Origin of the sequence: Nocardioides lianchengensis (genome assembly GCF_900101465.1) — a bacterium.
Lineage (GTDB): Bacteria > Actinomycetota > Actinomycetes > Propionibacteriales > Nocardioidaceae > Nocardioides > Nocardioides lianchengensis.
Window position 1 is genome coordinate 404,101 of record NZ_FMZM01000002.1, and the last position, 14,079, is coordinate 418,179.

The 14,079-nt window shown below is 73.7% G+C and carries 10 protein-coding genes; 6 read left to right on the plus strand and 4 right to left on the minus strand.

The window, feature by feature from the left end; genetic code table 11:
- The first annotated feature begins 45 nt into the window (after nt 1-45).
- The 3 genes from BLT76_RS05550 (at nt 46) to BLT76_RS05560 (ending at nt 4,090) form a co-directional block, all read left to right on the plus strand.
- Nucleotides 46-2,136 carry a RecQ family ATP-dependent DNA helicase gene (locus tag BLT76_RS05550; protein ID WP_090851915.1) on the plus strand — a complete coding sequence of 697 codons (2,091 nt, stop codon included), beginning with the start codon at nt 46-48 and terminating at the stop codon, nt 2,134-2,136.
- Between the two features lie 67 nt (nt 2,137-2,203).
- On the plus strand, nt 2,204-3,190 hold the full coding sequence (locus BLT76_RS05555; RefSeq protein ID WP_090851918.1) for a hypothetical protein: 987 nt from the start codon (nt 2,204-2,206) through the stop codon (nt 3,188-3,190).
- A gap of 9 nt (nt 3,191-3,199) precedes the next feature.
- Nucleotides 3,200-4,090 (plus strand): LLM class flavin-dependent oxidoreductase, encoded by an 891-nt coding sequence (locus BLT76_RS05560; protein ID WP_090851921.1) that lies wholly within the window; start codon nt 3,200-3,202, stop codon nt 4,088-4,090.
- Here BLT76_RS05560 and BLT76_RS05565 read toward each other — a convergent pair.
- Together BLT76_RS05565 and BLT76_RS05570 are read right to left on the minus strand one after the other, a co-directional pair.
- The gene (locus tag BLT76_RS05565) at nt 4,087-5,319 is read right to left on the minus strand and encodes an acyltransferase family protein (RefSeq protein ID WP_090851924.1); all 1,233 of its coding nucleotides are present in this window, start codon (nt 5,317-5,319) and stop codon (nt 4,087-4,089) included. The genes BLT76_RS05560 and BLT76_RS05565 overlap by 4 nt on opposite strands.
- Nucleotides 5,316-7,250: a glycosyltransferase family 2 protein gene (locus BLT76_RS05570; RefSeq protein WP_211752728.1), complete on the minus strand. Its 1,935-nt coding sequence runs from the start codon at nt 7,248-7,250 to the stop codon at nt 5,316-5,318. Before BLT76_RS05570 ends, BLT76_RS05565 begins: the two co-directional genes overlap by 4 nt.
- Nucleotides 7,251-7,487: 237 nt before the next feature.
- On the opposite strand from BLT76_RS05570, the gene BLT76_RS05575 reads away from it, so the two are divergent.
- A complete protein-coding gene (locus BLT76_RS05575; RefSeq protein ID WP_090851927.1) occupies nt 7,488-8,531 on the plus strand; it encodes an NAD(P)H-dependent amine dehydrogenase family protein in 1,044 nt (347 codons plus the stop codon).
- A gap of 56 nt (nt 8,532-8,587) precedes the next feature.
- Here the strand turns inward: BLT76_RS05575 and BLT76_RS05580 are convergent, their stop codons facing one another.
- Both BLT76_RS05580 and BLT76_RS05585 read right to left on the minus strand, forming a co-directional pair.
- Nucleotides 8,588-10,066 (minus strand): DHA2 family efflux MFS transporter permease subunit, encoded by a 1,479-nt coding sequence (locus BLT76_RS05580; protein WP_179714448.1) that lies wholly within the window; start codon nt 10,064-10,066, stop codon nt 8,588-8,590.
- A gap of 83 nt (nt 10,067-10,149) precedes the next feature.
- Nucleotides 10,150-10,638, minus strand: coding sequence for a glutathione peroxidase (locus tag BLT76_RS05585; RefSeq protein ID WP_090851930.1), 489 nt, complete (start codon nt 10,636-10,638; stop codon nt 10,150-10,152).
- A 42-nt stretch (nt 10,639-10,680) separates the two neighbouring features.
- On the opposite strand from BLT76_RS05585, the gene BLT76_RS05590 reads away from it, so the two are divergent.
- Entirely contained in the window at nt 10,681-13,404 is a 2,724-nt protein-coding gene (locus tag BLT76_RS05590; protein ID WP_090851933.1) for a DEAD/DEAH box helicase, read from the plus strand.
- Nucleotides 13,404-14,075: an SWIM zinc finger family protein gene (locus BLT76_RS05595; protein WP_244509271.1), complete on the plus strand. Its 672-nt coding sequence runs from the start codon at nt 13,404-13,406 to the stop codon at nt 14,073-14,075. Before BLT76_RS05590 ends, BLT76_RS05595 begins: the two co-directional genes overlap by 1 nt.
- Nucleotides 14,076-14,079 lie beyond the last annotated feature (4 nt).

The following is a 14,079-nucleotide window of genomic DNA, read 5'->3' on the forward strand; positions in this document are numbered from 1 at the left end:
CCCCGCCGCGCACGGAATGTCGGGACGCGCTGGTAGACAGGCCGCATGACCACTCCGACCACCGCGACCGACGTCCGCGCCCAGGCCGAGGCGCACCTGCGCGCCCTGGTGGGACGCGACGACGTCACCCTGCGCGAGGACCAGTGGTCGGCCATCGAGGCGCTGGCCGTGCACCGCCGCCGGTCGCTGGTCGTCCAGCGGACCGGCTGGGGCAAGTCCGCGGTCTACTTCGTGGCCACCCTGCTGCTGCGCGCGGGCGGGGCGGGGCCGACGGTCATCGTCTCGCCGCTGCTCGCCCTGATGCGCAACCAGATCCAGGCCGCGGAGCGGGCCGGCATCCGGGCGGTGACGATCAACTCGACCAACATCGAGGACTGGCAGCCGATCCACGACGCGATCAACGCCGGCGAGGTCGACGTCCTGCTGGTCAGTCCCGAGCGGCTCAACAACCCGGGCTTCCGCGACGAGGTGCTGCCGAAGCTGGCGGCCACCTGCGGGCTGCTGGTGGTCGACGAGGCCCACTGCATCTCCGACTGGGGCCACGACTTCCGCCCCGACTATCGGCGCATCCGCACCCTGCTCGGGGACCTGCCGACCGGCATCCCGGTGCTGGCGACGACCGCGACGGCCAACTCGCGGGTCACCCAGGACGTCGCCGAGCAGCTCGGCGCCGACGTCCTGGTGCTGCGCGGCTCGCTGGACCGGGAGTCGCTGCGGCTGGGCGTCGTACGACTCAAGACGGCGCAGCAGCGGCTGGCCTGGCTGGCCGACCACCTGGCCGAGCAGCCCGGCTCCGGCATCGTCTACTGCCTGACGGTCGCGGCCACGCAGGAGATCGCCGACTACCTCCGCTCGCGCGGTCACGACGTCGCGGCCTACTCCGGGCAGACCGAGCAGACCGAGCGGCTCGCCCTCGAGGCCGACCTGGCGGCCGGCCGGGTGAAGGCGCTGATCGCGACCTCCGCCCTCGGGATGGGCTTCGACGCGACCCTCGGCTTCGTGGTCAACATGGGGGCGCCGCAGTCGCCGGTCGCCTACTACCAGCAGGTCGGCCGGGCTGGCCGCGGCACCGACGAGGCCGTCGTCGTGCTGCTGCCGGCGCTCGAGGACCGCGACATCTGGGCCTACTTCGCCTCGCTGGCCTTCCCGCGCGAGGAGCTGGTCCGCCAGACCCTCGAGGTGCTGGCCGGCGAGGGCCGCCCGCTCAGCACGGCGGCCATCGAGGCCCACGTCGACCTCAGCCGCAACCGCCTCGAGACGATGCTGAAGGTGCTCGACGTCGACGGCGCCGTCCGCCGCGTCCGCGGCGGCTGGGAGTCGACCGGGCAGCCGTGGTCCTACGACGCCGAGCGCTACCAGCGGGTGACCGAGGCCCGCGAGCGCGAGCAGCGGGCCATGCTCGACTACCTCGACACCGACGTGTGCCGGATGCGCTACCTGCGCGACCAGCTCGACGACCCCGACGCCACCGACTGCGGGCGCTGCGACAACTGCGGCGGCCTGCAGCTCTCGACCGAGGTGTCGGCCGCGGCGGTCGAGGAGGCCGACGCCCGGCTGTCCCGCCCCGGCGTCCCGCTCGAGCCCCGCAAGATGTGGCCGACCGCGCTGGCCAGCCTCGGCATCGACTGGAAGGGGCGGATCAGCGAAGCCGCGAGCGAGGGCCGGGTCGTCGCCCGGCTCACCGACCTCGGCTACGGCCAGGCGCTGCGCGAGCTGTTCCGGCCGGAGACCCCCGACGGGCCGGTCCCCGTCCCGCTCGTGCAGGCGGTCGTCGCGGTCCTCGGCGACTGGCGGCCCGCGGTCGACGCCGTCGTCCACGTCGAGTCCGCGACCCGGCCCACGCTGGTGGCCGACCTGGCGGCCGGACTCTCCCGCTACCTCAAGGTTCCGCTCGCCGGCACCTTCGCGATCGTCGACCCCGACCTCGCACCCGGCCAGGGCCAGGCCAACTCCGCCCAGCGGGTGGCCGCGGTCGGGCGGCGCTACGACCTCCACGCCGACCTGCCCCCGGACGCCCGGGTGCTGCTGGTCGACGACCTGGTCGGCACCGGCTGGACCCTCACCGTCGCCACCCGGGCGCTCCGGCGGGCCGGCGCGGCCGAGGTGCTGCCGCTGGCCCTGGCCAGCCAGAGCTGATCCGGACCTCCGAGCCGATTCCCCGGGAGTCCATCCGAGAGGGGGCGGTACCCCCTAGGGTTTCGCCGTGATCGAGACCCTGCCGCTGCGCCCGTCCCTCGACCGAGACCGTCCGGTGGTGGCCCTCGGCGTGGCCCTCCTCGCGACCGCGGTCGTGCTGTCGGCGTTCTACTCGCGTGAGAGCGGCGATCTCGACCTGTCCAACTTCGCGGTGGGCCTGCTGGCCACGGGCGGGCTGCTCCTGTTCGCCGTGGGGACCTACCTCCGGCTCCAGCAGGGGGACCGGTCGAGCGACCTGGTCGCCTGGCCGGGCGCGTTCGGCAGCGTCGGCGTCGGCCTGATGGTGGCGGTGGCGATGGACACCCACGACGCGACGCCGTACGTCGCGGGTCTGCTGGTCGTCCTGCTCTCCGCCGCCGGACTGGCCCTGACCCGCCGCGGGCCGTTCGTCGTCACGGGGGTGCTCGGCCTGCTGGTCGCCTACCTGCAGGGCATCGACGACGCCGTCGGCACCGGGGACGGCGAGGGAGTCCCGGGGGTGCAGATCGCCCTGGCCCTGGCCCTGTTCGCGCTGCTGGTCACCGCTGCGGGGTGGCGGCTGCCGGCGAGCCGGGTGCTGAGCGGTGCCGTGGCCGGTGGGGTCACCGTCGTCGGGTTCGCCGTGCTGACCGGGGTGCTGTCGTTCGAGCACAGCCTCTCGGTCGCCTTCTCGGGGATGAGCTCGGAGGACGGGGTCATCTACGGGTCCTCGTTCGACGGGCCGGTGGCCGACTCCGAGAGCTACACCGCCGACGCCTGGACGATCCTGCTGCTCGCCCTGGCCCTGGTGCTCGGCTGGTGCCTGTGCGCCGCGGTGACCGGTCACGTCGCCTACCGGCTGCTGGTGGTCGCCATGACGGTCACGATCATCCCGCTGGCCATGCAGCTGCTCACGGTCACGCACCCCTCCTGGTGGGGCTTGGCGCTGGGCGTCGCGGGCGGGGGCGTGCTCGTCCTCGCCGGGCTCCGAGCCCTGCGCCCGGCTCCCCGGCCCGAGCCGGGGCCCAAGCCCTAGGCTCGACCCATGCGCGTCGGACTCACCCTGCTCACCGACCAGCCCTGGGCCGAGGCGGCGCCGCGGTGGCGGGCCACCGAGGAGCTGGGCTTCGACCACGCCTGGACCTACGACCACCTGACCTGGGGCGGGCTGCCGGACTCGCCGTGGGCAGGGGCGACGCCGACCCTGGCGGCCGCGGCGGCGATCACCGAGCGGATCCCCCTCGGCACCCTGGTCTCGGCGCCCAACTTCCGGCACCCCTACCTGCTCTTCCGCGACGCCCAGGCGCTCGAGGACGTCTCGGGCGGCCGGTTCCTGCTCGGCCTCGGCACCGGCGGCGACCTCGACGCGCAGGTCCTCGGGGGTGCCGACCTGTCGGTGCGCGAGCGGGTCGATCGGTTCCAGGAGTTCGTCGGCGTCCTCGAGCAGCTGCGCGACGGCGACCACGTCACCACCGAGGGCCGCTGGTTCTCCACCGCCGACGCGCGCACGCGACCGGGGCTGCCGCGGACGCCGTACCTCCTGGCGGCCAACGGGCCGCGCTCGCTGCGGTTCGCCGCCGCCCACGGCAGCGGCTGGATCACGACCGGTCCCTACGCCGCCGACTCCGTCGACAGCTGGTACGCCGGCCTCGCCGAGTCGGTGCACCGCTTCGACGACGCGCTCGCCGAGGTCGGCCGCGACCCCGGCACCGTGCCGCGCTACGTCCTGCCCGACGCGACCCCGCACCTCACCGGCACGGGCCGGTTCGCGCTGTCCAGCGTGGCCTTCTTCGAGGAGGTCGCCGGTCGGGTCGCCGAGCTCGGCTTCACCGACCTGGTCACCCACTGGCCGCGCCGGGAGACGGCGTACGTCGGCGACGAGGCCGTCCTGGAGGCCGTCGCCGCCGACGTGCTGCCGGGCCTGCAGGCGGGCTAGCGGCTCGCGGCGAGCTCCCGGTCGCTGCGGTCCTCGCGCTCCTCGACCCGCGGGCCGTCGGTGAGGTGCGCGTAGTAGTCGCGCGGCGCCCCGCGGCGGTCGATCATCGCGAGCAGCTTCAGCCCGGCGGCCTCGACGGTGCGCGAGCTGACCCAGGCGAGCAGCACGGTGGGGACCACCACGAGCACGGCGGTGACCACGAAGAAGCTCCCGCTGCGGGCCTCGGGCAGCACCCCGAGGTGGCCGAGCAGGCGCATCACCGGCTCGTGGATCAGGTAGACGCCGTACCCGAGACCGCCGAGCCACGCCAGCGGCCGCCAGTCGAGCACGGCCGGCCACGGGCCGTCGTGGAGCACGATCGAGGCGAACGCCGCCGTGAGCGCGAGGGCGTACGCCGGGTGCCACCACTCGCCCGTCACCGAGTCGATCGGGCGGATGAGGACCAGCCACACCAGCACGGCCACGCCCCCGGTCGCCAGCGCGCCGCGGGCCGCCCGGCCGAGCCGGACACCGGCGGCTGCGAGCACCGCCAGGCCCATCCCGAGGCCGAAGTCCGCAGCCCGGGAGATCGGCGAGAACCAGAGCGACCAGTCGGTGTGCGGCTGGCCCGAGAGCAGGGTCGCCCAGGCCAGGTAGGCCAGGCCGACGACCACGAGCAGCGCCGGCAGCACCGCCGCGACGGCGAGCCGGCCGCGACGGGTCGCGGCCCGTCGTACCCCGGCGTGGACGAGGGGTACGGCGAGCGCCATCACGACGTAGAAGTGGAACTCGACGCCGAGCGACCAGGCCGGACCGTTGGTCCAGAAGATGTACTCGTCGCTGTAGACGTGGGTGAACGTCAGGTGGGTCAGCAGGTCCTGCCAGTGCCCCGGCAGCTCGGGGTTGGTCGCCGTCCACACCAGCAACACGACGACGTAGTAGAGCGGGAGCAGGCGGGCCATCCGGCGGTAGAGCAGCACCCGACCGGGCTTGTCAGTGGCCCCGGCGGCCGCCGCCCGGGCGATCGGCAGCCAGAGCACCAGCCCGGACAGCACGAAGAACATGTCGACGAACAGGTCGGTGCCGGTCATCAGCTGGTGGGCCGTGCCCGACCACGGCCAGGTGCCCTCGGCACCGGTCCGGTTGTGCTGGTAGGCGTGGAAGAACACGACGGCGAACGCGGCCAGGGCGCGCAGCCAGCCGAGCGGGTAGCGGGGCGCGGTGGTCGTGGGGACGGTCTGGGCGCTCATGCGGCCACCTCCTCGGAGGTCTCGGGGACGTCGGTCGACCGGCTGCTGCCGGAGCTGGGGGCGTTGCGGGGCGTCACGACCCACTGGTGCTCGCCGCGCAGCTGCTTGAGGTGCGCGACCCGGGCGACGACGTTCTTGGCCTCGGTGTAGACGAGCATGTTGGCGATCGCGGCGCCGAGGAACCACCGGCCGTGGCGCCGGATCTCGGGCGCGGCCAGCCGCCAGGCGGCGAAGGTCTGCAGCGGCCCGGAGACGGTCACGAACAAGGTCACCAGCGCGAAGATCGGCGAGGTCAGGTCGAGCCCGCCGTCGCGCCACGCGTAGAAGCCGATCAGCGGCCAGGCGAGCACGGCGATCCAGGGGTAGAGCTCGCGCCACCCCAGCAGGTACGTCGCCCCGAGCTTCTGGCGCAGGGTCAGCCGGGAGGAGCGCAGGATCGGGCGCAGGTGCTTCAGCGAGACCTGGAACCAGCCCTGGGCCCAGCGCATCCGCTGCTTCCACAGCGCCTTCGGCGTCTCGGGCGCGAGCTCGCGGCTGATCAGCCCGGGGTCGTTGACGATCCGGCCGCCGGCGGCGAGGACCCGCATGGACGCCTCGATGTCCTCGGTGAGGAACGAGCCGCGCAGCCGGATCCGCTCGAGAGCGGAGGTGCGCCAGTAGCCGTTGGAGCCGCCGAAGATCCCGAAGCCGTGCAGCTGGGCCCGGCCGGGGTGCGAGACGGCGTAGATCTGCTCGAACTCGACCGCGACCAGCCGTGCGAGCGCGGAGTCGTCGCCGTTGCGGATGACGCAGTGGCCCTGCACGACGTCGACCGGGTCGCGGGTGTCGCTGAACCAGGCCCAGGCGCGGTCGAACGCGCCGGCCATCGGGTGGTGGTCGGCGTCGAAGATCCCGACGAACTCGCCCTCGGCCACCCGCAGCGCGGCGTTCACGTTCTGCGCCTTGGAGGTGCTGTCGGCGACCTTCAGCACGGTGAGGCCGTCGTGGTCGGCGGCGAGCTGCTCGAGCTCGGCCTCGACCGGGACCGCGAAGGGGGTGTTGTAGGCGAGCACGACCTGCAGGCCGCCGGCGTACTCCTGGGCCAGGAAGGCGCGGACCGTCTCGACGATGGTGTCGGCCTCGTTGGGCAGGTACGCCGCGATCACGGCCGTCGCGCGCGGGGCCGGACCGGGGTCGGCCGGCGGGCGCGGCGGGTCGAGGGCCTGGGAGCTCTCGGCCCAGATGGTCAGCGCGGTCAGTGAGAGCGCGCCGACGAGGAACCAGTAGACGACCGTGGAGACGTCCAGCCCGACGGCGTCGAGCCCGACCAGGGCCAGGAACGGCACCAGCATGGCGCCGAGCGTCGCCCACACGATCTGGGAGCCGGCCGACCAGAGGTTGATCCGCGGCTGGCGCGTCCTGACGTCGGCGGCATGGTGACGGGGCTGGAGGTCGCGCTGGAGCAGCGACTCGGCGGCCGCGGAGGAGGCGTTCACCTCGGCCTGGCGGGCGCCCTGCTTGCGGGTGACCGGGGCCCAGCCGACGCCGAGGTCGATGACGCCGCGGCGCAGACCGTGGGCGTCCGCGACCAGGTCGAGGACCTCGACCGCGTGGTAGGCCATCTCCTGCAGGCGGACCGGGCGGGCGGCCCGCTCGCCACGGCGCAGCCGCAGGGTGAGTCGCCCCTCGGGGGTGCCGGCCACGACCTCGCCGGGGTGCAGGAAGCGGGTGAGCCGCTCGGCGGCCTCGACGACGAGGTCGCCCGAGGCACGCACGGAGTCGCCGGCGTCTCCACTGGGGGCGGCCCAGACCGGCTCGAGGACCGCGACGATCTCGCGGCGTGAGGGCCGGGAGCGCAGCGGCTCGGCGGAGACGACGACCTCGGGGGCCACGACACGGCCGCCCGCCAGCCGGGACGGCTGGTCGGGACGGCGCAGGGGGATGAGGGACACGGGGCACTGGCCTTTCGGAGTCGGGTACGCCGCGGCCCGCGGGTGGCGGGCGACGGTGGTGCTGACGGTCCGGGGCGCCGCGGATGGGGCGTCCGATCGGACGAGAAAGGCGCGCTGCGTGAGTCGCGCTCGTCCTCCACCGTAGGGGCGGACGGGGGGCCGGACTCAAGCCCCGGCGGGGTGGTTCCGGTCACGAGGCTCCTGGACAGCAGGTGGAACACGTTCTAATTTGCGATCATGACCCAGCCCCTGCGCGTGATCCAGTGGACGACCGGCAACATCGGGCGGCGCTCGCTGCACGCGATCCTGGCCCGGCCCGACCTCGAGCTCGTCGGCGTCTACGCCCACGGTGCCGACAAGGTCGGCCGCGACGCCGCCGAGCTCTGCGGCTGGCCGTCGCCGACCGGGGTCCTCGCGACCAACGACGTCGCCGCGCTGCTGGCCCTGGGCGCCGACGCCTGCTGCTACAACCCGTTGTGGCCCTCGGTCGACGAGCTGTGCGCGCTGCTCGAGGCGGGGGTGAACGTCTGCTCCAGCGCGGCCTGGATCACCGGCGGGAAGCAGTCACCGGAGGACCTCGAGCGGATCCGTACGGCGTGCGAGCGGGGCGGCTCGACGATCTTCGGGTCGGGCGCCCACCCCGGCATGACCAACCTGGTCGGGATGGTGCTGAGCGGCTCCTGCGAGCAGGTCGACGAGATCAGGATCACCGAGTCGGTGGACTGCTCGACGTATGAGTCGGCCGAGACGCAGACCGCGATGGGCTTCTCGCTCGACCCCGAGACCCCCGGGCTGGCCGAGTCGGTCCGCCGCGAGTCGGAGGTCTTCGCGGAGTCGGCCGCGATGATGGCCGACGCGATCGGCGTGACCCTGGACCGGCTGACCTTCGACGTCACCTTCACCGCGGCCACCGGCGACACCGACCTCGGCTTCATGACGATCCCGGCCGGCACGGTCGGCGGCGTGATGGGCTACCACCGCGGCTGGGTCGGCGATCGCAACGTGGTCAGCGTCGGCTTCAACTGGACGATGGGCGAGCACGTCGTACCCCCGAAGCCGCTGGCGCACGGCCACGTCATCCAGATCTTCGGCGTGCCCAACATGCGCACCGTCATCCACTGCCTGCCCCCGCAGGACTGGAGCGAGGGCTTCATGGACCTCGGGATGATCTACACGGCGATGCCGGTCACCAACGCCGTCCCCTACGTCGTCGCCGCGCCCCCCGGCATCGTCACCCTGAAGGACCTCCCGCCGATCACCGGCCGAGTCAGCACGAAGTGAGGCCGAGTCAGCACCAGTTGTGCTGACTCGGCCCACAACAACTGCTGACTCGGCGGTTAGTGACCGACGAGGACGGTCGGGTCGACGGACTGCTCGGCCTTCTTGCGGGGCAGGAAGTACGCCGGGATCAGCACCAGCGCGACCATCACGGTGCCGACCCAGAAGACGCCGCTGAAGACGCCGGCCAGGTCGCCGACGGGGTCGGTGGCGCCGATGTCGTTCTTGACGCCGTTGGTGAGCAGCACCGAGAAGATCGCGGTGCCGATCGAGGCGGCGACCTGCTGGATGATGTTCATCAGCGTCGAGCCGCGGGCGATGGTGTGCTCGCGCAGGGTCTGCAGCGCGGCCGACATGATCGGCATCATCGTGGCGCCCATGCCGAGGCCCTGGACGAAGAGCGCCAGCCCGAGGAACCAGTACGACGTCGTGTCGTCCAGCGTGGCGTAGAGGCCCAGGCCGACGGTGATCGTGGCGACGCCGGCCATCACGATCTTGCCGGGCCCGATCCTGTCGCTCAGCACGCCGGCGAGCGGCATGGTGAGCATCGCGCCGACGCCCTGCGGGGCCAGCAGCAGGCCGGCCATCATGGCGGACTCGCCGCGCACGCCCTGGTAGTACTGCGGGAACAGCAGGCTGGCGCCGAAGAACGCGATCGCGAACAGCGTCATGCCGATCACCGCGAAGGTGAGGGTGCGGTTGGCGAACAGCCGCAGGTCGACCAGCGGGTGCTCGTTGCGGCGGTTGAGGGCCCACGGGACGAAGGCGGCGATCAGGACCGCGCCGATCAGCGCCGGGAGCAGGACCTTGGCGGCCCAGACGGTGCCGGTCTCGGGGATCGAGGAGACGCCGTACAGGAAGAGGGCGAGGCCGGGGGAGAGCAGCACCATGCCGAGCCAGTCGAAGGACTCCGACGGGGTGGGGGCGTCGGCCGGGAGCACCTTCCAGGCGTAGACCAGCGCGACCAGGCCGATCGGCAGGTTGATCAGGAAGATCCAGTGCCAGGACGCGTTGTCGATCAGCGCGCCGCCGAGGATCGGGCCGGCGATCGGGCCGAGCAGCATCGGGATGCCCATCACGGCCATCACCCGGCCGATCCGGTCGGGGCCGGCGGCGCGGGTCAGGATGGTCATGCCGAGCGGCACCAGCATGCCGCCGCCGAAGCCCTGCACGACGCGGAAGGCGACCAGCATCTCCAGCGAGGTCGCCACCGCGCACAGCACCGAGCCGACGGTGAACAACACCACGGCGGTGAGGTAGAGCCGCTTGGTGCCGAACCGGTCGGACGCCCACCCGGTCAGCGGGATCACGCTCGCCAGGGCGAGCGTGTAGGCGGTCATCGTCCAGGCGACCTGCGCGGTGGTCGCGTCGAAGACGTCCTCGAAGGTGCGCAGCGCGACCGAGACGACCGTGATGTCGAGGATCGACATGATCGCGCCGACCACGACCACTCCGGCGACCAGCAGGACGTCGCGGTCGAGCTTGTCGGGGGATCCGGGGGCGGGCGGCGGGGCGCTGGTCTCGGGAGCACTGGTCACCGGCCCAGGCTAAGAGCCGGTCTCAACCGATGGCATCCGACTTTCGTCGCAACGGCGTGTGGGCTCGCTCACGCCCGGGCCGGTCAGGCGGTGATCGCCTTCACCGCGTCGACGAGGGCCGGGTCCTCGGGGACGACGCCCGGGCTGAAGCGGGCCACGACGGTGCCGTCGCCGGCGAGGAGGAACTTCTCGAAGTTCCAGGTCACGTCGCCGGCCTCGCCCTGCTCGTTCGGGGTGTCGACCAGGCCCTGGTAGATCGGGTGCCGGTCGTCGCCGTTGACCTCGATCTTCTCGGTCATCGGGAAGCTCACGCCGTACGTCGCGGAGCAGAACTCGGCGATCTCCTCCGCGCTGCCGGGCTCCTGGCCCAGGAACTGGTTGCACGGCAGACCGACCACGGTGAACCCGGCGCCGGCGTACTCCTCGTGGAGCTGCTCCAGGCCGGTGTACTGCGGGGTCAGGCCGCACTTGCTGGCCACGTTGACGAGCAGGGCGGGCTTGCCGCCGGTGATCTCGCCGAGGGTGGTGGCGGTGCCGTCGAGGCGCGCGATCGGGGCGTCGAGGATGCTCATGCTCCTGACCCTAGTGTCGGACGCCCCGGCTAGCGTCTGCGCGTGAGCTTCGTCCCGACCACCGGCCCGGCGACGTTCCGTCCCGCCGAGCCGCCGCGGGAGGGGACGGTGGAGTTCAGCGACGACCGGCGCTCGGTCGTGCTGCCCATCCGCGCGGCGCTGCCGATCCTCACCAAGGCGCAGGCGCGCGACGACACCCACCCCAGCGTGGCCCTGCTGGCGGGGGCCGCGCTGCTCGGCCTGCGGCTGGTCGCCGCCGGCAAGCTGGAGCCCGCCCCGACGGCCGTCCCGAGCTGGCGGGTGGCGCCGCTGGACGCCGACGACCGCGAGCGGGTCAGCCTGCTGGCCGGCGGTCGCGGCGCGGTCGGGCTCGACCCGGCCGCCGCGTCGGCGCTGGTGCGCGACGTGCTCGCCGCCGTCGTGGACGCCGTCCCCCGCACCGCCCCCGGGCCGGCCACGCCCGAGCCGGCCCCCGACTTCCGGGCCCGCCTCCGGCGCCGCATCGAGCAGCACCGCGAGGAGCCGCCCGACCGCCGGCCGCAGCTGGTCGCGGTCTCGCTGCGGGTCGAGGCGGACGAGGAGGAGCTGGTCGGCGGCGCCGTACGCCTGGTGCTGCAGGTCCACGACGAGCAGGACCCGCTCCACGTCAGCGACGCGGCGGTGCTGTGGGCCGAGTCGGGACCGGACGCGAGCCACGGGTTCGGCGATCGGGCGCGCACCCACGCGACCATCGCGCTGCGCGCGGCGGCCGAGGCCTGGCCGGTGCTCGACCGGATGCTCGAGCTGCGGGTGCCCGACCAGATCACCCTGGACGGGGCCGAGATCGCGAGCCTGCTCGAGGACGGGGTCGCCGCCCTGCGCGACCGCGGCGTCGACGTGCTCTGGCCGCGCTCGCTCGGCCGCGACCTGACCACCCGCGCCGTGCTCGACCGCGCGCCGTCGCCGTCGGACGGGCCCCGCGAGGAGCCGCTGCAGACCGGGCTCTTCGGCGCCGGCGAGATGTTCGCGTTCAACTGGCAGGTCGCGCTGCACGGCGACCCGCTGACCGACGAGGAGATGGAGCAGCTCGCGCAGTCGGCGTCCCCGCTGCTCAAGCTGCGCGGCAGCTGGACGGTCATCGACCCGGCCGTCGCGCGCCGCGCCCGCAAGCGGCTGCTGCGCCGGATCACCGCCGGCGAGGCGGTGGCCGCGACCCTCACCGGCACCGCCCTGGTCCCGACCCCGGGCGGGGAGGCGGAGGCCACCGAGGTGATCGTCGGTGCCACCCTGCTGAAGGTCCGCGAGCGGCTGGCGGCGGCCGCCACCCGCGAGCCGGTCCCGGTGCCGGAGGCGCTGCGGGCCACGCTGCGCGACTACCAGCGCCAGGGCCTGACCTGGCTGGCCGAGATGACGGACCTCGGCCTCGGCGCCTGTCTCGCCGACGACATGGGGCTCGGCAAGACGATCACCCTGATCGCGCTGCACCTGCACCGGGTGGCCGAGGGCGCGACCGGACCGACGCTGGTCGTCTGCCCGGCCAGCCTGCTCGGCAACTGGGAGGCCGAGATCGAGCGGTTCGCGCCCGGCACCGCCGTACGCCGCTTCCACGGCGGGCAGCGCTCGCTCGAGGGACTCAACGAGGCCGACCTGCTGAGCGGCGGCGGGCCGGGCTTCGTGCTGACGACGTACGGGACGATGCGGGTCTCGGCCGAGGAGCTGGCCGCGGTCCCGTGGGACCTGGTCGTCGCCGACGAGGCCCAGCACGTCAAGAACCCGCGCTCCTCGACCGCCCGCGCGCTGCGGGCCGTGCCGAGCGTGGGCCGGGTCGCCCTGACCGGCACCCCGGTCGAGAACGACCTGACCGAGCTCTGGGCCATCCTCGACTGGGCGACGCCGGGCCTGCTCGGCAGCCGCAACGCCTTCCGCAAGGTCTGGGCCGCGCCGATCGAGTCCGGGCTCGAGCCGACCAAGGCCAAGCAGTTCGCCGAGCTGGTCGGCCCGTTCCTGCTGCGCCGCCGCAAGTCCGACCCCGGCATCGCGCCGGAGCTGCCGCCCAAGACCGAGACCGACCACCCGCTGCGGCTGACCCGCGAGCAGACCGTCCTCTACGAGGCGTTCGTGCGCGACACCATGGAGCGGATCGAGCGGGCCGACGAGGACGCCCGGCGCGGCCTGGTGCTGATGCTGCTGACCGGCCTGAAGCAGATCTGCAACCACCCGGCCCACTTCCTGAAGCAGTCCGGAGCCGCGCGACTCGCGGGGCGCAGCGAGAAGCTCGACCTCCTCGACGAGCTGCTGGCGACCGCGCTCTCGGAGGACGGCGCGGTGCTGGTCTTCACCCAGTACGTCGCGATGGGCCACCTGCTGGAGAGCCACCTGGCCCGCACCGGCGTCCCCCACCAGTTCCTGCACGGCGGCGTCCCGGTGCGGCAGCGCGACGCGATGGTGCGCGCCTTCCAGGCCGGCGAGACCCCGGTGTTCCTGCTGTCTCTGAAGGCCGGAGGCACCGGCCTCAACCTCACCCGCGCCGACCACGTCGTCCACCTCGACCGCTGGTGGAACCCGGCCGTCGAGGACCAGGCCACCGACCGGGCCTACCGGATCGGCCAGACCAAGCCGGTCCAGGTGCACCGGATGATCACCCGCGGCACGATCGAGGAGAAGGTCGCCGAGCTGCTGACCCGCAAGCGCGCGCTGGCCGACGCCGTGCTCGGGCGCGGCGAGGCGGCGCTGACCGAGCTGAGCAACGACGAGCTCCGCGACCTGGTCACGCTGCGGAGCACCTGATGAGCAGGGTCGTCCACCCGCGCTTCGCCGTACGACGGGGCGCGGCGCGCGCGACCACCTGGTGGGGCAAGGCCTGGGTGCGCGCGGTGGAGGAGGCGGCGTACGCCCAGGAGGACCTGGCCGGCGCGCGCCGGCTCGCGCGCAGTGGTCGCGTCGGGCAGGTCACCGTGGAGGAGGGCGGCTACTACGCGGCCGTCGAGGACGAGGACGGCGTCTTCACGGTGGCCGGCGTGCTGCCGGTGCTCGACGCCGACGGCCGCACCGCCCTGGTGGAGGTGGTCGCGGCGGAGGCGGGCCGGATCGCCGCGCTGATGTCCGGCGAGCTGCCCCACCTGCTGGTCGAGCACGCCGACGAGGCCGGCGTCGAGCTGCTCCCGTACGGCGGGGAGCTCGGCTCGGCCTGCACCTGCGACGCCTGGGCCGACCCGTGCCGGCACGCGCTGGCCGTGCTCTACCAGCTGGCCTGGCTGGTCGAGGCCGATCCGTTCGTGCTGCTGCACCTGCGCGGCCTGGCCCGCGACGACCTGCTGGCCCGCCTGCACGAGCGGGAGCAGGCCGCCCCCGCCGCGCAGGACGCCGACTTGGAGTCCGCGCTCGACGCGGCGCTGCGCGCGGCCCGGCTGCTGGAGCTGATGGCCGACCCGGACAGCCGGCTCGACCACCTGCTGTGACCGC